The sequence below is a fragment of the Corynebacterium sp. HMSC06D04 genome (assembly GCF_001807315.1).
Lineage (GTDB): Bacteria > Actinomycetota > Actinomycetes > Mycobacteriales > Mycobacteriaceae > Corynebacterium > Corynebacterium simulans.
This window is the reverse complement of sequence record NZ_KV788538.1, coordinates 47,992-65,821: the sequence shown is the minus strand read 5'-3', so window position 1 is coordinate 65,821 and position 17,830 is coordinate 47,992. Positions and strand designations below refer to the sequence as shown.

Here is a 17,830-nt window from a genome sequence, read left to right as displayed (position 1 = left end):
ACATTGGCACACTATTGAGTTCTCAGACATCATCGCCACACAACGAACAGGCACCATTTGAATAGTGACAGCTCATTATGAGCAAAAAATTTGTTTTTGTCAGGGCCTGTTTTCCTATCGCCGCTTCAGCCAGTCACTGGGTGACTGTGGGGCGCTGTCGGTCGCGCTGACTCACATAAAGTTACACACCACTTTGAAACTTTACAAATCCGCAGGTAAACACAACTTTTTAGGTCTTTATACCTAGCCATTTTTTAAGGCCTGAGGCGTATGGATTCACCCGTCGCACGTTGGCGGGCAGCAGCACCGCCCACAGCACGTACGTAACGGCCGCCGCGAGCATCATTGGCACCCCGTCGAGCATCTCCTTCATTCGCAACACGAAGATGGCTGCCGTTGCAGCGGCAATCAGCACCGGCATGTAGACGGTCTTCCACGAACACAATTCAAGCGAGACAACGAGAGCGGGCACCAGGAAGCCGAATGCTGCAATGAGCCAAATAGGTTTACCCACAATCAGCCAGCTAAGCCCAACGCCAAGGAGGCTCGCCGCCGGACTGACCAAGCTTGCGATGATGACATGTCGCGCCCAAGTACTTTGGCTGCCGCCAAGCGTGACGAAGTTGGCCAAAGAATCTAGGTGTTGCACAACAGTTGCCATCGCCAAGATGCCCATTGTCATCAGCATGTTTCCGATATTCGGTCCGTTCTCAGGCCATGTGCTGCTGATGAAGGCGTTCGCCACCGCTGCGATACCCAGGACCACCCAGCCGATGACCCAACCGCGAACCAACGGGCGGTAGACCAACTGACCTTCAAGGCTTGCTGGGAAGTGTCCAAAGCTATCATTGCCTGGAGTATCCGCTAGAAGGTCTTCGACCGTCATGGTTTTGGCTTTGGCCTTCCAACAGGTCAGCTTCCACGCGAGAATTAGCGCCGTTATGACGAGGGCGAACCACCATCGCAAATAGATGCTGATGACACCAGCAATTAGGGCTGGCATTACCGCTACGATTCGCCCATAGCGAGTTGTAACCGCGGTGCTAAGGCCCAGCGCCTGTGCTTTGGCCTTGTCTGGTTCAGTCGCAAAAGTCTCCGCCCAAAGTGCGACGAGGGCGAATACAGTAATCAGCGGGTCTTCAATTCCGCGAAGCAGGAAAATTCCGGACAGCAGGAATATCGTGACCAACGAGCTGCTCCAATTGAGCGTGCCGAAGAAGAGTTTCATTGTGCACCTCCTAGCGCCAGCACCGCCTCTTCCAGGGTGACTTCCTGCGCGCGTAGCCCGAATTCTGCCGCCTGATCGAAGACGCACTCGGCGAAGTTGGGGCGGGCGTCGATAAGCACACGCTCTGCGTGGACCGAGGAATGGCGGGCCAATACCGGCAACTGTAGGCGCCCCAGCGCCCTATCTACTTGTTCCGCAGGGCCCGTCACCGCCACGATGCAGTCGACGAGGCTTTCAATGGGACCAGACAAGGGGGCTTCGCCAAGCAAAAGCACCGTGTCGAGGTAGCCCTCAATCTCATCGAGATGATGGGTGGACACCACAATCGTGCGTTTGCCCTGTTCCTCCCGGAGGACCTCAAGAAAGCGCTGCCGCTTATCGACGTCGAGGCCAAGGTAGGGCTCATCCAGCAGCATCAACTCGCAGCCGGAAGCTACGGCGAAGATAAAACCCATCGCGGACTTCTGGCCGCGGGACAAGCCGGAGTAGTTCTTCTTCGGGAGCGCAAATTGCGCGGCAAGCTCTTCAGCCCGCTCCTGGTTCCAGGTCTTCCACCGCGCCTTGCCAATGCGGAAGAGCTTGTCTACGTTCCAGCCATCGAAAAGCGGGTTATCAATGCCCATCAGGATGATGCGATCCATGATCTTCTGGTTGTCAAAGGGACGCTCCCCAAAGACTTTCAACCCCTCCGACTTGAGCTGGCCTGCGATCATGCGCAGCAGCGTCGTCTTGCCCACTCCATTGGGACCCACCAGGCCGTGGGTCAGGTTATCTTCGAGCGCGAAAGACAGCGCCGGAGCATTTTGCATAGCTAGGTTTTCGGCTTTAATCATTTCGACCACTCCGGGATACGTTGGGTATTTGCGTACAGCGGGTAAAAGTAGTGAACGGGCAAAACAAGGACGATGCAGACTACGCATACGATCGCGCCGGTAGGCTGCGACATTTCCACGCCCCGAATAAACCCGAGAAGGCTCATTCCTCCTATCACTCCAACGAGGCCCAACCACAAACTCGCATTGCACAACACAAAGAACAGGACATAAAGTCCTACATTCACGAAGAGATCCGCGGGCGCAAGCAGCCCACTTAGTGCAAGCACGCACACCAAACCGAGCAAGCCCGTGCCTAGGTTGTGGCGGCGCCAGGAGCGGCGCGTGCGCCCGAATGCCTGCCACATGTAAAGGTCGTCGCCAAAGAGCCAGCTGCTACCAAGGGCGCCAAAGAGGACGGGAATTGCCCAAATAAATGGATCCCGCACTGAAGGGAATACGCCGGGGAGCAACTTCTGCCAAGCGAAGAGCAGGCCGCCAACGATGACGGCAGTGGATAGTATGACTTTCCACCGCGAGCCCTTCGAATCTTTAACGGCGGTGCGCTTGCGCTCACGATCTTTATCACGGATTTGCTTGTATAAATACCAAACGACGAAAAGTGCGACTAGCCCGGTGATTCCCAGCGCTTGCGGCAGTGGGATAACACCAATATTGAACACGGCAATGACTCCGACCACGAGCACCGCGAGGGGAATATTCAAACGAAGGAAATCCGCGCGCCGGTAGCCAAAGGCCTTGAATGCCGGAAAAGGGACCAAGAGTGCAACGGCCAAATTGAGACCCAAGCACGAGTACATAACCTGCGAAACTAGGGGGAAGTCTGTCCAGAACCGCGCCGAGGAAAAAACTACAATCAGTACCACCGCGGCGAGACAGCGCCACCAATAGTCGGTGATGTGGTGCCAAAACAGGCTAAACATGGGTTTTAACATCGAGCCCTCCCATCGCGAGCTTCACTGCATCTTCCAAGTTGACCGGCTTGCCTTGGGCGACGCCGCGCTCCACGATGACGCGGGTATTGCCACCTACGGTCTCCTTAACGAGCGCCGCCTCTTCCAGCTCTGCGGGTAGGGACCCGGTAACTGCGACTTCAACGAGGGCGTCGTCAAGCAGAGCGGCATCAAAAGTGCGGACAACGCCGTCGCGCAGCACTAGGTAGCTGTCGACCACTTGCGAAGTCGCGTGCAGATCGTGGGTCGCCAACACCACCGTGCGCGGATGGGCCTCCAGCTCAGCGAGGAGCTCACGATAGAAGGCCTCATGGTTATAGGCATCGAGACCCAGGTAAGGCTCATCCAACAGAGTTAGCGGCGCACGCGCCGCGAGAGCAATGACAATAGCCAGCATGGAACGCTGGCCGCGGGAAGCCGAACCATGTCGCGTGCTCAGATCGAGGCTGAAGACCTCGATGAGATGCTCCGCCACCTCCTGCTGCCAGTGGGGGTAGCGCTGGGCTGCAACCTTCACAATCGCGCCAAACTTCCAGGAACTCGGGTAGGCGGTGTCCACGCCAGCGAAGACCACCTGATCCATCACCTCGGCGTTATCGAAAGGCGCTTGTCCGAAGACCTCAATTTTTCCCTTGTAACGCGCCTGCCCGGCTAGCAGCGAAAGCAGCGTGGACTTGCCTGTGCCGTTGCGGCCAACGAGCCCGTAGATGCGGCCTTCCGCTAGCTGAATATTGACGCCGTCCAGGACGGTCTTGCGGGAGAAAGACTTGGAAACACCCTGCGCGGTTGCAACGGTGTTTGCAGTAATTGCAGCGTTTGCGGGGTTCGCGGTGTGTGCGGTGTGTGCGGTCATGAGTAGAGTCCTCTGCTTTCTGCGACACGGTGGACAAGTTCTTGTAATTGCTCGCGCGTATACCCAAGGCGGACGGCCTCATCGACGAGGGGGGCGACGTATTCGGCGGCGAAGTCATTGCGTCGCCGCTGGCGGATTCTTTCGGTAGCGCCGGCCGCCACGAACATGCCGATGCCGCGGCGTTTTTCTAGAATTCCAAGTTCGGTCAACAAAGTAATCCCCTTTCGTGCCGTGGCGGGGTTGATGTTGTGGAAGGCGGCTAGCTCATTCGTCGAAGGCGCCTGCGCTCCTTCTTCCAGGCCACCTTCCACGATGGAGTCCTCAATTAGCGCGGCGATCTGTCTGAACAACGGCTGCGTTGAGTTATCCATGTACGCCTGCACCTCCTCGCTTGCTCAACTGGTTAGTTACTCAACTAACTAACTAAACAAGTACCTCGGATTTTAGATTGACGCAAGAGCAAAACTTTTCTAGGCCGCCTGACCTGCCAATTTTCCCCAAGGCATCGACGTTTAGTGACTAATGGGGCACACTGGATCCCAAAGAAAATTTATTTAGAACTATTAGGAACGGAACTTAGGAGCCATGCTTGAACGAACACTTGTCTTCGTTGACACGTCTTACCTGCTTGCGAGCTTTTATAACTCATGGGAAACCGGAGCTCGCGCGCAACTAGAAATAGACCTCCCAGAGGTCGTAAATAATCTCGGTTCCATGGTGGAGAATCAGCTCGGAAACCGCATTCACCGCCAGTACTGGTACGACGGAATCCCAGACACTGGTCCACACCGCTACCAGCGCGCACTGCGAACCTGTGATGGCGTGCAGCTTCGCACCGGCCAGCTCATCGAGTGGGGCGAACGCCGCACCCAAAAGGCAGTCGATACCCGCCTCGTTGCCGACATGATCCTCGCTGCAATGAAGCAGCAAGTCACCGACTTTGTTTTGGTTTCCGGTGACGCCGATATGATCCCGGGCGTACAAGAAGCCGTAAACGCGGGCGTGCGCGTGCACCTCTACGGCTTTGGCTGGGACTCCATGTCCTCCGCCCTGCGCCACGCTTGTGACACCACGACCATCCTCGATCCGCGCGAAGACTTCGCCGATGCAATGGAGCTGCAGGTTTTGGAAGGCCCACTGCCGCCCACCATCCGCGAGCCTCACAACAGCGACGAAGAGCTGCCGCAGGTGCCTCAAGCAGAGGACGAGTGCGAGCCTTCCGAGGCAGAAGCAGCGTTTACCTCAGCACCGAAGCCCAGCCCCTCCCCTGCCGACCTCGCGCCACATACGGCCACCACAACGGGCTCGGGTGAAACTGCCGAAACCAAGCCTGCGGCCGAGAACACGCAGGCACCGCAGACCCCGTCTCCGGATTCTGCCGACGGAACGCAAAGCGCAGCCGAGACCCCGAAGCCAGCTGCACCGAAGCCGTCCATGATGGCTCCGCGCCGCAAGCTGCGCTCCAAGTACGTGCCACTACCCGAGGAGGTCTGGACCTCTGCAGGCTTCCAGTCGCCATTCGACGTCGGCCAGCAATACGCCTCCTGGTGGTTCGAGAATGCCGCCAACGCCGAGCAACGCGACCAAGCACACCTACTCTCGGGCGGCGGCCTGCCGCCGGAGATCGACCGCCCGCTGCTGCAGTTTGCCTGTGAAACTCTGCACGAGTACACGCTGAGCGAATCCCAACGCGTCAATCTGCGCGATGGCTTCCACTCCGGCATTCGTGGCGTCCTCATCGCCATCCGCCGCGAGGAAAGCTAACCTCCTCGCCTAAAAGGAGGCGGCCACCCCTTCAGCTCCCTCAGCGTTGAGGAAAGAAGGAGGTGGCCGCCTCTTTTCTATTTCTGCCTTAAAAGCCTTAGTGGCTACTTCTGCTCACCGGAGCCTAGCTCTTTCTGCTTAGCCATCTCGGCGCGGATCCCCTCCAGACGGGAGGTTGCCTTCATGTCATTGCCGGCCGCGGTGATTTCCTGAATACGGCTGCCGCCGGAAGCCTGGTGCAGCTCCTGCGCACCCAGTGCATCGGTATAGCGCTTTTCAATCTTTGCGCGCACAGAATCTAGTGTAGGCACGGAGTCATCCGCCTGCAGTTCGTCCATGGACTGCACGACCTTGGCGTTTTGCTCCTGCATCGCAGCCTGATCAGCCTGCGCCATGAGCTCGTCGACCTGTGCCAGCTGCTCCTTCAGGCGCGCCTCGGACTGCTGCTGCTGAGCCTTAGCCTGCTCTGCAGCCTGAGCGGCAGCGGCGTGTTGAGTCTTTACGTTCTCCAGCTCATGTTCCACAGCAACCAGCTGAGAGGCTACAACCTCGGCAGCCTGGTTGTACTCGGAAGCAGACTGCGGGTCATCCGCCTTATCTGCTAGCTCGAGGGCGCGCCGCGTCTGGTTTTGGTAATCCTCCTGCTGCTTGAGCAGGCGGTTGATCTGCAGCTCGAGCTGGTTCTTGTGACCGATGATTTCCGCCGCATGCTCGGAGATCTTGCGGTGTTGTTCCTTGGCACCGTCCACAGCCTGCTGAATTTGCACCTTAGGGTCGGCGTTCTCATCGATCTTCTGATCGAAAGAGGCCATTACGTACTTCCAGCCTTTGCTGAATGGATTCGCCATTGAACTAACTCCTTGCGTGTGGAAATAAGGGAAGGTCCCAATAAAAAGGACGCTTTCTAGCGAGTTTAGCCGGACTAGCTAGAAAGCGTCCGAGAAAAGAGCTTGAGGGTGGGGGATAAAGCGCTATGCGCCGAACCCGCCGGCTTCCTAGCTCTCGCTTTGCGCGTTCTGCTCTTCAACCTGACGGCGGACGTCCTCCATGTCGAGCTCCTTAACCTGTTTGATCACATCCTCGAGGGCTGCTGGTGGCAATGCACCCGCCTCGCGGAAGACCAGGATCCCGTCACGGAAGATCATCAGGGTAGGAATGGACTGGATCTGCAGCGCTGCGGAAAGGCCCTGGTTTGCCTCGGTGTCGAGCTTGGCGAAGGTCGCGTCTGGGTGCTCCTCGGAAGCCTTCTCAAATACCGGCGCGAAGCGCTTGCACGGGCCGCACCAATCAGCCCAAGCGTCTACGAGAGTAATGCCCTCACCGGACACGGTCTGCTCAAAGGTCTCTTCAGTTACGTCGATAGTTGCCATATAAATCTCTCCTGTTTTTCGGGGTCTTTCCTATCAACGGTACATGACTGAGTGTTATTCCTTAGCGCACTATTGCAATATACCCCCTGGGGGTATACGGTCGGGTTGTACCCAAAGAAAGGAAAAACAATGAGCGTAAAGAACTACACCGTAGAGGGCATGACCTGCGGACACTGCGAAATGTCGGTACGTGAAGAGGTCGGCGAAATCGCCGGCGTCAGCTCCGTTAGCGCAGACCACACCACCGGCGCCGTCACCGTCGAGGGCGAGGGCTTCACCGACGAGCAGGTTGTCGCCGCCGTTGCAGAGGCAGGCTACAAGGTCAAGGCCTAATTCACTCTTCCCCTTCCTAATTCACTCTTCCCTCTTAGAACCATGACTAATCTCGCCCACCTGAATCTTGGCGTTTCCGGCATGACGTGCACCTCGTGCTCGTCGCGCGTGCAGCGCAAGCTCAACAAGGTCGACGGAGTAACGGCCAATGTCAACTTCGCCACCGAGACCGCCGCCATTGAGTACGACCCGGCCACTGCAAACCCCGAATCCCTCATTGAGGTAGTTCGCGGCGCCGGCTACAACGCTTTCACTATGGGCGATGATTCTTCCGATGCGGAAGACCCCGAGAATGGCTCAGATCCCACCGCGGCCGCGCGCGCCCAGGAGTCCCGTGATCTACTGCGCCGCACCCTCATCTCAGCCGCGCTTTCCACACCGGTAATGCTGGTTTCCATGCTGCCCAGCCTGCAGTTCGACAACTGGCAATGGGCGGCCGCAATTCTGGCGACCATCGTCTATATCTTCGGCGGCGCACCTTTCCACAAGGCGACGTGGGCAAACCTTCGTCACGGCTCCTTCACCATGGACACGCTGATTTCCATAGGAACCACCGCGGCCTATTTTTGGTCGCTGTATGCCATGTTCTTCGGCACCGCTGGCCAGCCTGGGATGAAGATGCACATGGAGCTGATGTCCAACCACGCACAGATGGATCACATCTATCTGGAATCGGTGGGCATGGTCATCACATTCTTGCTGTTGGGCCGTTGGTTTGAGGTCAAAGCCAAGGGCCAATCCTCGGAGGCGCTGCGCACGCTTCTGGGGATGGGCGCCAAGGACGCTACGCTGCTTGTCGACGGCGCGGAAAAACGCGTGCCCATCACACAGATCCAGGTAGGAGACATATTCGTCGTTCGTCCTGGCGAGAAGATCGCCACCGACGGCGTCGTGGAAGCCGGCGCCTCCGCCGTAGACGAGTCCATGCTGACAGGCGAGTCAATGCCCGTGGAAGTCAAGGCGGGTGACCACGTTACCGGCGCCACGTTAAACTCCGCCGGCCGCTTAGAAGTCCGCGCCACCAAGGTCGGCGCGGATACCACGCTCGCGCAAATGGCCAAGCTGGTCACCGACGCCCAGGCTTCCAAGGCCCCAGTCCAGCGCCTGGTAGACAAGATTGCACAGGTCTTCGTGCCCGTGGTCATCATCATTGCCGCCCTAACGCTGCTCGCGCACTTGGTCTTTGGGGACGGCGTCGCACCAGCCTTCATCGCTGCGGTCGCTGTACTCATCATCGCCTGCCCCTGCGCAATGGGCCTTGCAACTCCGACTGCCATTTTGGTGGGCACTGGCCGCGGCGCGCAGCTGGGGCTTCTCATCAAAGGCCCTGAGGTCCTCGAGTCCACCAAGAAAGTAGACACCATCGTCATGGACAAGACCGGCACCGTCACCGAGGGCAAAATGACCGTCGCACGTGTGCATCTCGCACAGCAAATGGGAGGCTCTACAGCAGAAGGCAGGCTTCTCCTGCTCGCCGCGGCGGTGGAAGTAGGTTCTGAGCATCCGATTGCCAAGGCCATCGTTTCAGCAGCCCAAGATCTGCCGCAGGCAGGCCGCATTGAGCCCGCAAGCGATTTCCATTCCGTGGCAGGCCAAGGCGTCAAGGGCACAGTAGACGGACACCGCGTGCGCGTAGGACGCATAAAGGGTGAGCAAGCAGCACGCGGCGAGCTCGCCGCCACCTTCCAGGCCGCGGAGGCCGAGGGTGCAACCCCGGTCGCCGTCTACGTGGACGATACGCTCGCTGGAATCATCGATGTTCGCGATACGGTGAAGCCGACGTCTGCCACGGCCGTCGCCAAGCTCCGCGAACTCGGCCTTAACCCACATCTTCTGACCGGTGACAACGAAGGAGCAGCGCGCGCCGTCGCCAAGGCCGTGGGCATCGCCGACGCGGACGTGACCGCAGGCGTGCTGCCGTCCGACAAGGTGGCGGTAATCAGGCACTTGCAGGAGGAGGGAAAGACCGTTGCCATGGTGGGTGACGGCGTCAACGACGCAGCAGCCCTTGCCCAGGCAGACCTCGGCCTAGCCATGGGGGCTGGCACCGACGTGGCGATTGAAGCATCCGATATCACCTTGATGAACAGCGATCTGCGCTCCGCAGCCGACGCCATCCGGCTCTCGCGGCGCACGCTGCGCATCATCAAGGGCAACCTCTTCTGGGCCTTTGCCTACAACGTACTGCTCATCCCAGTAGCCGCCTTGGGCCTACTCAACCCGCTTTTCGCCGGCATCGCTATGGCCTTTAGCTCCGTGTTCGTTGTCAGCAACTCACTGCGTCTGCGCAACTTCCAAACTTCCTAGCATTTTCCCAGCACACAGAGCTATACCCGGCTATAGTGCCCTTGTATGCGGACAATCAACCAAGGCCACATTTCACGCGCGGAGCGTCTCGACCGCCTGCCTGTTACTAAGAAACACAAGAAGCTGTTAGCCGGCTCAGGGATCGGCTGGGCACTCGATGCCATGGATGTCGGACTCATCTCTTTCGTCATGGCAGCTTTGGCAACCCACTGGGGCATTAGCCCTACCGAATCCTCCTGGCTGGCTTCAATCGGCTTCGTGGGCATGGCACTCGGCGCGACCTTTGGAGGGTTGCTTGCCGATAAGATTGGGCGCCGCCAAGTATTCGCGCTAACCCTGCTGGTCTACGGTTTGGCCACCGGCGCATCAGCCCTCTCGACCGGATTGACGATGCTCCTTGTCCTGCGCTTTATCGTCGGCCTCGGTTTAGGCGCAGAACTGCCGGTGGCATCAACGCTCATTTCCGAGTTCTCCCCGCTTAAAGTGCGTGGACGCATGGTGGTCATACTTGAGGCTTTCTGGGCAGTGGGCTGGGTGCTCGCAGCGCTCATTGGCACCTTTGTAGTCGGGGCGTCGCCTAGCGGCTGGCGCTGGGCCTTGGCGCTGGGAATGGCACCTGCCATCTACGCCCTGTTCGTGCGCCTCCGTCTGCCCGAATCGGTGCGTTTCTTGGAATCCAAAGGCCGGCACGCGGAGGCAGAAGAGGCGGTGGCCTCCTTCGAAGCAGCGGCCAGATCCGAGGGCAAACCTCAATCTTCTGCCGTTACCCCACCGACCTACGGGGAGGAAGACATCACCTCGACTAGCATTTGGTCGGCATCACTGCGCCGGCGGACCGCCGCGTTCTGGTGCATCTGGTTTTGTGTGAACTTGAGCTACTACGGCGCGTTCATCTGGATTCCTTCACTCCTCGTAGCCGATGGGTTCAGCCTGGTTAAATCCTTCAGCTTCACGTTAATCATCACGCTTGCCCAGCTGCCCGGCTACGCCGCTGCAGCCTGGCTTATTGAATCCTGGGGCCGACGCCCAACGCTCGCCGCGTTCCTAATCGGTTCCGCCTGTGCAGCAGGAATGTATGGTTTTGCATCCACCACGACCTTGATTCTCGTGGCAGGTTGCCTGTTGTCCTTCTTCAACTTGGGAGCCTGGGGTGCGCTTTACGCCATCGGCCCAGAGCTCTATCCCACCCACCTCCGCGGCGCGGGAACGGGTGCCGCCGCGGGCTTCGGCCGGCTTGCTTCCATTCTCGCTCCATTGATGGTGCCAGTGGTAGTCTCGCACGGCGGTAAGCCCTGGCTTTTTGCCATCTTCGCCGCCGCATTCGCCGTGGCAACAATTGCCGCATTCTTACTTCCGGAACAACGGGGAAAGGCACTGGTATAGAGATGAAAGCACGCTTGCGCGCTGCCGTTGCTCTGGGTGGATATTGCACGGTCATTTTGTCACTGACCACCCTGAAAGCCTTCTTCCAGATCGGCTATCTCTGGAATCCGGACAATCAACGCGCCAGGGAGCTGCGTCTGATGCCGCTGGATGATCTGTTCTCCGGCAGCTGGTTCAAGCCCGCGTTTGAATACGGCGGTAACTTCGCATTCTTCGTCCCACTTGGAATACTGCTCTACGTGCAGGTGGGCTCGAAACTCAAGGCAACGATCTGGGGTCTTGTCTTCTCTGCCCTAGTCGAGACCATCCAATACGTCTTTTCGCTAGGGCGCACCGACATCGATGATCTCTTCTTCAACACCCTGGGTGCATTCTTCGGCGCCTGGTTCGCGCAACAGCTCGGAAAAAGATTGCACGCCTTCTGGCAATGGTTGGCCATCGCCACGACCGCAGTATTTATCGTGCTCGTAGTACTCGGCCCGCGCCTAGGTGATCCTGCAAAGGTCAAGGATTTGTCTCTGTATGGATCTGCTGAAGAATCGCTTTCCGCGCAGCTTTCCACTGCGGCCCTTCCGGCTTAGACCACGAATAATGCTCCGCGTCATCGAGGAGCACCGTCTCAATGCTGAGTCCATGCGCACGTGCTCGAGCCATGAAGTATTTGACCTCGTCGGCGTTGACGGTCTTGTCATTTTTACCGTGGAGCACCACGATGCGGGCTTTGTCGTTGACATTGTCCGCAGGTGAAGCTTCGAAATAACGCTGCGGCACCTGGCGCGGCGTACCACCTAGAAGCGTGCGCACAAACTTATCGTGCTGTCTAAAGGCCAGGTGCATGTCATAAACACCGGCAATACCCACGCATTTATCTACGCGGAACTTTGGTGCGGCACCAGGTGCCTTTGCCGGCAGCGCCGGACGCGAACAAGCCCACGTCGAAAGGTTGCCGCCCGCTGAATAACCAGCAACAACGACATTGCTGATGTCGAGGGGGATGCGTGATTCATGCGCGAGCTGCGGAATGAAGTCAATAGCCGCCGCAACGTCGTTGTACGTCATTGGCCACCCACCAGGCGCATCCTTCGCGTTCAAAGTCACGCCACGGTATTCCACGTTCCACACTGCAACTCCGTGTTGGGCTAGGTCGTTGACCACGGGTGCCGCAGAGCGCGCAGTAGACTTTTCTTGCCATCCACCACCATGGAAGAAAACCACTAAAGGGATCTTTTTCGCAGGTGAAAGCTTCTTGGGCGTCACCAAGTATCCATGTTGTCGCGGGTGTTGATGGCCATAAACAAACTTCTGGGCATTTACCTGCGGAGAGGGTTTAGTGGGCATCACGGGCGCCGACGTGGGCTGCCCCGTGCCTCCTTCAGGCGCTGGGGTGCCGGAACAACCAACGCCACTGAGGCTCAATGCCATAACGGCCGCGGCAAAGGCGCCGGAAATCGCTAAGCCGCGGATATGCGACACCGGTTGCCTATTCTGAGGGTGCGGCAGGCTATTAGCCATGTGCCATGTTGACGAACTTGGAGTAGTGCAGCTGGTGCGCAACCTGGATTGTATCGATAGGACCACCACGGTGCTTAGCCAGAATGATGTCAGCCTCGCCGGCTCGTGGGTCATCCCGGTCCTGGGAGTCTGGGCGGTAAAGCAGCATAACCATATCGGCGTCCTGCTCCAGCGAGCCCGACTCACGAAGGTCAGCAAGCTGCGGCTTCTTGTCAGTGCGGGACTCCGGGCCACGGTTCAGCTGGGAAATAGCAATCAGCGGCACCTCGAGCTCCTTGGCCAAAAGCTTAAGCTGTCGGGAGAATTCCGAGACCTCTTGCTGACGGGATTCAACCTTCTTGCCGGAAGACATCAGCTGCATATAGTCAAGCACGATGAGGTCCAAACCATGTTGTTGCTTGAGGCGGCGGGCCTTGGAGCGAATCTCCATCATGGTGAGGTTCGGAGAATCATCGATGAACAGTGCCGCGTCTTGGATGCGGTTGAGCGTCTGGTCGATCTTGGCCCAGTCTTCAGTGGAAACGCGGCCACCGCGCATATCGGATAGCTTTACCTCCGCCTCAGCCGAGAGCAAACGCATCACGATCTCAGAGGCAGACATCTCGAGGGAGAAGATTACGGAAGTCTTGCCATGCTGCAACGAAGCCGAACGCATGAAGTCCATGGCCAGCGTCGACTTACCAACACCAGGACGCGCCGCGACAATGATCATCTGCCCTGCACGCAGACCATTGGTGAGCTTGTCCAAGTCAATGAAGCCAGTTGGTACGCCGGCCTCCAAGCCACCGTTTTGCTGCAGCATCGCGAGCTCGTCAATGGTTGGATCGATAAGCTTTCCCAGAACTTGATAATCCTCGGTTGTCTTCTTCTGCGCCACCGCAAACACTTCTTGCTGGGCACGATCCAAGACAGACTCGATTTCTGCATCTTCGGCGCCTTCAAAACCCAGCTGAACAACGCGCGTACCTGCGTCAACAAGCTTGCGCAGAACTGCCTTTTCCGCAACGATTTCCGCATAGTAGCGAGCATTCGCTGCAGTAGGAACGGTGGCCAAAAGGGTGTGCAAGTAGGGCGCACCACCCACGCGCTCCAGATTGTTATAGCGGTCTAGACGGGAGGCCACGATGACCGCATCAATGTCAGTGCCGGCGGCATAAAGATCGACCATAGCCTGGTAAATCAACGCATGCGCTGGGTAATAAAAGTCATCTGGTTCGAGCTCCTCAATGACTTCCATAACCGTATTCGGGCTAAGGAGCATAGCGCCCAAGACGCCTTGCTCCGCTTCCCTATCTGAAGGCGGCTGGCGGAACTCGCCATAGCGCTTAACGTCATCCCTGCGCTTGCCGCGGTAGGGGCGATCTTCTACTTCCGGCACATCGGGTGCCTCTGGTGGTACGAAGTCAGAGTCATCAAAGCTTGCATTAGTCATAGACAATCCATCCCACGATATTTTTGCGGCCGCTAGGCGGCATATCTCCCCTCGGCTACTCTTTCGAGCTTTAAGTCTAATGCAGCGGATAGACATACAATTTTCGCCCCGATACACGCTTCGCTTGGGTATAAAACGAAAGTTTTCCACAGGCACTTGTGCAATTCCCAGGTGAGTGCGTACTTTTGCCCTAAGACTGCTGTTAGGACCTGTGGATAACTCCTTCAAGCCACTGACCTGCGATTACTATAAGCGCAGGTCAGGTGATGTTTTTGCCAATGTGAAAATGTACACAAAACCAGTGGACAACCGCATCTACCTGCGCATTAACGCTTTTACCCGCGGGTTAACGAGCGGTAAAAACAGCCTCCACTTGACAAAAGTTATCCACAGATTTGGAAAGTTATCCACAGTTGTCCACAGGCGGGTGAAATCGTGCCTAAAACGCGCAAAAGGCCCCTGGGGTTTGCCACCTCACATGGCAGGCCCCAAGGACCAACTGCGTTGCTGTTGTCATTGTGGTTTCCATGCTTCGGGCATGGAAACCGTCGTGCGCCTTAAATCAGTTTTAGGCAGCGACGACCGAGAAGTTCACCTTGCCGAGAACATCAGCGTGCAGCTTGAGCTCGACCTGGTAGTTGCCGGTCTTCTTGACCAGGCCCTTTGGCAGAACGACGATGCGCTTGTCCAGCTTCGGGCCGCCAGCGGCCTCAATAGCGGAAACGATGTCATCTGCAGAAACGGAGCCGAAAAGCTTGCCGTTCTCAGAAGTCTTCATTGCAACCTGAACGCCGGAGAGCTGTTCGAGCTGGTTGCGGACCTCGCGTGCGTGATCCAGGTCGCGGATTGCGCGAGCTTCCTGGGCGCGCTTGATGCCCTCGATCTGCTTCTCAGCACCGCGGGTGGCAACGATTGCCAGGCCGCGAGGAAGCAGGTAGTTACGTCCGTAGCCGTTCTTAACCTCAACAATTTCGCCTGGGGCGCCGAGGTTCTCAACGGCAGCGGTGAGGATCAGCTTCATGATCCCTGCCTTTCAATTGAGTTAGTTAATAATTGCGTTTGACAGTGTTTAGAACGGGGGTTCAGCGTCTGCACCGCCGAAGCTGCCGGCTTGTGGTGCAGAATTCCACGGATCATTAGAAGGAGCTGACTGCTGCGGAGCGCTCTGGTTTCCACCAAAGCCGCCCTGGTTGCCGCCGCCAAAGTTGTTGCCACCCTGGTTCTGCTGCTGGCCGCCGTAGTTGCCACCACCATTGCCACCATTGGCGGACTTGCGGGTGACCTGAGCGGAAGCGTAGCGCAGGGATGGGCCAACTTCATCGACCTCAACCTCAAAGACAGTGCGGTTTTCGCCCTCGCGGTTCTGGTAAGAACGCTGGCGGAGGCGGCCATTAACAATGACACGCATGCCCTTGGTCAAAGTCTCTGCAACGTTTTCTGCGGCTTGGCGCCACACGTTGCAAGTCAGGAACATGGCTTCGCCATCCTCCCACTGATTCGTCTGCGAATTGAAGCGACGAGGGGTGGAAGCAACGCGGAAGTTTGCTACAGCTGCACCCGCTGGGGTGAAGCGAAGCTCCGGGTCAGCAACTACGTTGCCAACAACGGTGATTGGGGTTTCTCCCTGTGCCATGGTCTGTTCTCCTTATCGGTTACGTGGATTCTTAAAACTCTGAAACCAGTATCCGCTATTTGCTGTCGGTGCGCAGAACCTTGGTACGCAGGATGGTGTCGTTCAGGTTCAGGCGGCGGTCAAGCTCGAGTACCGATGCGGACTCGCACTCAAGGGTAACGACGGCGTAGATGCCCTCTTCCTTCTTGTTGATGGCGTAAGCAAGACGACGCTTGCCCCATACATCAACGTTTTCAACCTTGCCGCCGTCCTTACGGACAACTTCCAGGAACTTGTCTAGGGACGGGGATACGGTGCGCTCATCCTGGTTAGGATCCAGAATAATCATGACTTCGTAGTGACGCACGGACCTCATCACCTCCTATGGTCTAGTAATTGTTTTCGGCCATATCACCTTTGCGGATATGGCAGGAGGGTACGTTGCGTCAAGCAACCCCATCACAATAGCGCATTGACCGGCCAAAAAGAAATCCCCAACGGGATATTTCCGCTGAGGACTTACAGTCTGTAACCAAGCACACGAACGACCGTGCGCGTGGCTCGCACCTAGCTCCGCATGGTGGTGGCGAAGAAGATCGCACTGCCGGCTGGAATCACCGTCAGAAACAAAAGCGCCAGTAGGCCAAGCAAGATGGGCCAACGGCGATCTTCGCTGCGCTGATAGAGATAGTAAGCAGCCATGACGCAGAAGAACCCGAGGACGATCGAAACGATTCCCACGATTGTGATTCCCATTTAGGCAAACTCCCCTACTAGCGGATCGCGGCCTGCGTGTGCCGCGCGGACTTTATCAACGCTCTTGCCCAGCATCTGGCGCACGACGAGCACACCAATGACGATGATGAAGCCGTCGCGGGCGATGACCATGATGTCGAGCAGCTCATGCCCGATGCCCTTGTTCTCCTCCCCCAGCATGTGCCACATGAGAACCGGCCACACCAGGGCGTCGACAAGCATCCAGCTCATCAGCAAACGCCAACGCGGCAGGGCCAACAGAGCCGGAACCACCAACCACAGCGAATACTGCGGGGACCAAACCTTGTTCACCAACAAGAAAGCCATCAAAATTAGGTAGATTAGCTCGGCCACGCGCGGCGTACGTGCCACCCGCAGTCCGAAGACTCCAATGACCGCGCATGCGATGAGGAAGGCGGGCAGGGTGAAGGCGTTGAGGAATTCCGGGCTGAACTCGATTCCCGTCACGCGGTTAAGCACAGCATAGATGGTGGTCCACTCCGCGCCACGTTCCTCGTTCAAGCGGAAAAACTCGTGCCAAGCCTCCGGGTACTTTTCTGCCACAGGGACGTTGACCACGAGCCAGGAAATCACCGTGCCGCCGAGCATTGCGCCTAACGGTGCCCACTTCTTGTTTCGCACTGCCAGCACCAAGAACGCGCCCAGGATGAATAGCGGCCACAGCTTGAACGCAGTACCGCAACCAATCAGGATTCCGGCGAGCCAATTCTTGCCACGGGTTACGGCGAGAAGTGCGCCCACCATGAAAGCGATGGAGGGGATGTCCCAGTTGGTAAATCCATGGATGACTACCAGTGGGCTGGCCGCCATCAGTACGGTGTCCCACGCCCGGTTTCCGGTCAGGCGGAAGACCATGTAGACGGTAACGACCCAGATGCACGACATCACCAGTGCGGTGAGCCCGAAGTACCAACCGGATTCGGCGATGCCAAACCAGTGGCCCACCGGGTAGGTAGTGCGCGAGAGCCAACCCATGATTCCCTGAAACATACCGGCCAAGACTGGGTATTCCATGTAGCGGGTGAGATCACCCTCCTGCCACGAAAAGGCATAAGGGAAGCCGCCCTGGTCGAGGCCACGGCCACCGTAGAGCGGGATGATGTCGTTGTAGCAGAACGAGGTGTACTGACGGTTGCCATCCCAGTTCAGCGAAATGAGCCCTTCTGCAGAAGTGCGGCTGCCCGCGCAAGTGGCCTTGCTGAGAAAGCCGAATACCAGAAACATCCAAGCCACCGCGATGAGGGCGCGCAGGGGGCTAAACCATTGCTTCTTGCCCGAATATGCGAAACGACCCTTCGGCCCTCCGAAGAACTCGACGACATCGTGCGCAAAAGGCTCCGACGAAAGCGGAACGAGTCCAGTATTTTCCGCCGCTGCCTTATCGGTGGCGGCGGGTGATACGGGGGCAACGGGTGAAGTGGGGCGAGCTTGCGCCCCCGACTTCACCTTACGAAGGGCCCTATCAGTCACGCT

19 protein-coding genes are annotated in these 17,830 nt (G+C 57.8%); 5 read left to right on the top strand and 14 right to left on the bottom strand.

Features of this window, described 5'->3' with window-relative positions:
* Positions 1 to 229: 229 nt before the first annotated feature.
* The 5 genes from HMPREF3155_RS05075 to HMPREF3155_RS05055 all read right to left on the bottom strand — a co-directional run bounded on the left by HMPREF3155_RS05075 (position 230) and on the right by HMPREF3155_RS05055 (position 4,238).
* Positions 230 to 1,228, bottom strand: coding sequence for a hypothetical protein (locus HMPREF3155_RS05075; RefSeq protein WP_061925181.1), 999 nt, complete (start codon positions 1,226 to 1,228; stop codon positions 230 to 232).
* Positions 1,225 to 2,061 (bottom strand): AAA family ATPase, encoded by an 837-nt coding sequence (locus tag HMPREF3155_RS05070; protein WP_188310733.1) that lies wholly within the window; start codon positions 2,059 to 2,061, stop codon positions 1,225 to 1,227. Before HMPREF3155_RS05070 ends, HMPREF3155_RS05075 begins: the two co-directional genes overlap by 4 nt.
* Entirely contained in the window at positions 2,058 to 2,765 is a 708-nt protein-coding gene (locus tag HMPREF3155_RS05065) for a hypothetical protein (protein WP_148132101.1), read from the bottom strand. Before HMPREF3155_RS05065 ends, HMPREF3155_RS05070 begins: the two co-directional genes overlap by 4 nt.
* A gap of 211 nt (positions 2,766 to 2,976) precedes the next feature.
* Positions 2,977 to 3,867, bottom strand: a complete 891-nt coding sequence (locus tag HMPREF3155_RS05060) for an ATP-binding cassette domain-containing protein (protein ID WP_070432733.1) — start codon at positions 3,865 to 3,867, stop codon at positions 2,977 to 2,979.
* Positions 3,864 to 4,238, bottom strand: coding sequence for a GntR family transcriptional regulator (locus HMPREF3155_RS05055; protein WP_062036714.1), 375 nt, complete (start codon positions 4,236 to 4,238; stop codon positions 3,864 to 3,866). The genes HMPREF3155_RS05060 and HMPREF3155_RS05055 overlap by 4 nt, the downstream gene beginning before the upstream one ends.
* Before the next feature lie 214 nt (positions 4,239 to 4,452).
* Between HMPREF3155_RS05055 and HMPREF3155_RS05050 the strand changes: the two genes are divergently transcribed.
* Positions 4,453 to 5,631: an NYN domain-containing protein gene (locus tag HMPREF3155_RS05050; RefSeq protein WP_070432732.1), complete on the top strand. Its 1,179-nt coding sequence runs from the start codon at positions 4,453 to 4,455 to the stop codon at positions 5,629 to 5,631.
* Between the two features lie 104 nt (positions 5,632 to 5,735).
* Here the strand turns inward: HMPREF3155_RS05050 and HMPREF3155_RS05045 are convergent, their stop codons facing one another.
* Positions 5,736 to 6,479 carry a PspA/IM30 family protein gene (locus tag HMPREF3155_RS05045; RefSeq protein WP_061925196.1) on the bottom strand — a complete coding sequence of 248 codons (744 nt, stop codon included), beginning with the start codon at positions 6,477 to 6,479 and terminating at the stop codon, positions 5,736 to 5,738.
* Between the two features lie 147 nt (positions 6,480 to 6,626).
* A complete protein-coding gene (gene trxA, locus HMPREF3155_RS05040) occupies positions 6,627 to 7,001 on the bottom strand; it encodes a thioredoxin (protein ID WP_061925198.1) in 375 nt (124 codons plus the stop codon).
* 129 nt (positions 7,002 to 7,130) lie between these two features.
* Here trxA and HMPREF3155_RS05035 point away from each other — a divergent pair, with 129 nt between their 5' ends.
* The 4 genes from HMPREF3155_RS05035 to HMPREF3155_RS05020 are packed head-to-tail and all read left to right on the top strand — an operon-like array spanning position 7,131 to position 11,605.
* A complete protein-coding gene (locus HMPREF3155_RS05035; RefSeq protein WP_061925201.1) occupies positions 7,131 to 7,334 on the top strand; it encodes a heavy-metal-associated domain-containing protein in 204 nt (67 codons plus the stop codon).
* 42 nt (positions 7,335 to 7,376) lie between these two features.
* Positions 7,377 to 9,641, top strand: a complete 2,265-nt coding sequence (locus HMPREF3155_RS05030) for a heavy metal translocating P-type ATPase (RefSeq protein WP_070432731.1) — start codon at positions 7,377 to 7,379, stop codon at positions 9,639 to 9,641.
* A 45-nt stretch (positions 9,642 to 9,686) separates the two neighbouring features.
* Positions 9,687 to 11,024, top strand: coding sequence for an MFS transporter (locus HMPREF3155_RS05025; protein ID WP_070432730.1), 1,338 nt, complete (start codon positions 9,687 to 9,689; stop codon positions 11,022 to 11,024).
* A gap of 2 nt (positions 11,025 to 11,026) precedes the next feature.
* Positions 11,027 to 11,605 (top strand): VanZ family protein, encoded by a 579-nt coding sequence (locus HMPREF3155_RS05020; protein WP_061925209.1) that lies wholly within the window; start codon positions 11,027 to 11,029, stop codon positions 11,603 to 11,605.
* On the opposite strand, the gene HMPREF3155_RS13025 is transcribed toward HMPREF3155_RS05020, so the two are convergent.
* The 7 genes from HMPREF3155_RS13025 to HMPREF3155_RS04985 all read right to left on the bottom strand — a co-directional run bounded on the left by HMPREF3155_RS13025 (position 11,529) and on the right by HMPREF3155_RS04985 (position 17,827).
* Complete coding sequence (locus HMPREF3155_RS13025) at positions 11,529 to 12,362, bottom strand: alpha/beta hydrolase family protein (protein ID WP_371441325.1); 834 nt, start codon at positions 12,360 to 12,362, stop codon at positions 11,529 to 11,531. The genes HMPREF3155_RS05020 and HMPREF3155_RS13025 overlap by 77 nt on opposite strands.
* A gap of 166 nt (positions 12,363 to 12,528) precedes the next feature.
* Positions 12,529 to 13,968 (bottom strand): replicative DNA helicase, encoded by a 1,440-nt coding sequence (gene dnaB / locus HMPREF3155_RS05010; RefSeq protein ID WP_070432728.1) that lies wholly within the window; start codon positions 13,966 to 13,968, stop codon positions 12,529 to 12,531.
* Between the two features lie 568 nt (positions 13,969 to 14,536).
* A complete protein-coding gene (gene rplI, locus HMPREF3155_RS05005) occupies positions 14,537 to 14,989 on the bottom strand; it encodes a 50S ribosomal protein L9 (protein ID WP_062036695.1) in 453 nt (150 codons plus the stop codon).
* A 48-nt stretch (positions 14,990 to 15,037) separates the two neighbouring features.
* Entirely contained in the window at positions 15,038 to 15,601 is a 564-nt protein-coding gene (locus HMPREF3155_RS05000; RefSeq protein ID WP_062036694.1) for a single-stranded DNA-binding protein, read from the bottom strand.
* Between the two features lie 55 nt (positions 15,602 to 15,656).
* Positions 15,657 to 15,947 (bottom strand): 30S ribosomal protein S6, encoded by a 291-nt coding sequence (gene rpsF, locus HMPREF3155_RS04995; RefSeq protein WP_179294269.1) that lies wholly within the window; start codon positions 15,945 to 15,947, stop codon positions 15,657 to 15,659.
* A 200-nt stretch (positions 15,948 to 16,147) separates the two neighbouring features.
* Positions 16,148 to 16,336 carry a hypothetical protein gene (locus tag HMPREF3155_RS04990; RefSeq protein ID WP_062036693.1) on the bottom strand — a complete coding sequence of 63 codons (189 nt, stop codon included), beginning with the start codon at positions 16,334 to 16,336 and terminating at the stop codon, positions 16,148 to 16,150.
* Positions 16,337 to 17,827, bottom strand: a complete 1,491-nt coding sequence (locus tag HMPREF3155_RS04985) for a glycosyltransferase family 87 protein (RefSeq protein ID WP_070432727.1) — start codon at positions 17,825 to 17,827, stop codon at positions 16,337 to 16,339.
* Between the last annotated feature and the right edge of the window lie 3 nt (positions 17,828 to 17,830).

Excerpts from the sequence above, each read along its gene's own strand:
- HMPREF3155_RS05075 (WP_061925181.1), bottom strand. The coding sequence starts at position 1,228 with ATGAAACTCTTCTTCGGCACGCTCAATTGGAGCAGCTCGTTGGTCACG.
- HMPREF3155_RS05070 (WP_188310733.1), bottom strand. The coding sequence starts at position 2,061 with ATGATTAAAGCCGAAAACCTAGCTATGCAAAATGCTCCGGCGCTGTCT.
- HMPREF3155_RS05060 (WP_070432733.1), bottom strand. The coding sequence starts at position 3,867 with ATGACCGCACACACCGCACACACCGCGAACCCCGCAAACGCTGCAATT.
- HMPREF3155_RS05055 (WP_062036714.1), bottom strand. The coding sequence starts at position 4,238 with ATGGATAACTCAACGCAGCCGTTGTTCAGACAGATCGCCGCGCTAATT.
- HMPREF3155_RS05050 (WP_070432732.1), top strand. The coding sequence starts at position 4,453 with ATGCTTGAACGAACACTTGTCTTCGTTGACACGTCTTACCTGCTTGCG.
- HMPREF3155_RS05045 (WP_061925196.1), bottom strand. The coding sequence starts at position 6,479 with ATGGCGAATCCATTCAGCAAAGGCTGGAAGTACGTAATGGCCTCTTTC.
- trxA (WP_061925198.1), bottom strand. The coding sequence starts at position 7,001 with ATGGCAACTATCGACGTAACTGAAGAGACCTTTGAGCAGACCGTGTCC.
- HMPREF3155_RS05035 (WP_061925201.1), top strand. The coding sequence starts at position 7,131 with ATGAGCGTAAAGAACTACACCGTAGAGGGCATGACCTGCGGACACTGC.
- HMPREF3155_RS05030 (WP_070432731.1), top strand. The coding sequence starts at position 7,377 with ATGACTAATCTCGCCCACCTGAATCTTGGCGTTTCCGGCATGACGTGC.
- HMPREF3155_RS05025 (WP_070432730.1), top strand. The coding sequence starts at position 9,687 with ATGCGGACAATCAACCAAGGCCACATTTCACGCGCGGAGCGTCTCGAC.
- HMPREF3155_RS05020 (WP_061925209.1), top strand. The coding sequence starts at position 11,027 with ATGAAAGCACGCTTGCGCGCTGCCGTTGCTCTGGGTGGATATTGCACG.
- HMPREF3155_RS13025 (WP_371441325.1), bottom strand. The coding sequence starts at position 12,362 with ATGCCCACTAAACCCTCTCCGCAGGTAAATGCCCAGAAGTTTGTTTAT.
- dnaB (WP_070432728.1), bottom strand. The coding sequence starts at position 13,968 with ATGACTAATGCAAGCTTTGATGACTCTGACTTCGTACCACCAGAGGCA.
- rplI (WP_062036695.1), bottom strand. The coding sequence starts at position 14,989 with ATGAAGCTGATCCTCACCGCTGCCGTTGAGAACCTCGGCGCCCCAGGC.
- HMPREF3155_RS05000 (WP_062036694.1), bottom strand. The coding sequence starts at position 15,601 with ATGGCACAGGGAGAAACCCCAATCACCGTTGTTGGCAACGTAGTTGCT.
- HMPREF3155_RS04990 (WP_062036693.1), bottom strand. The coding sequence starts at position 16,336 with ATGGGAATCACAATCGTGGGAATCGTTTCGATCGTCCTCGGGTTCTTC.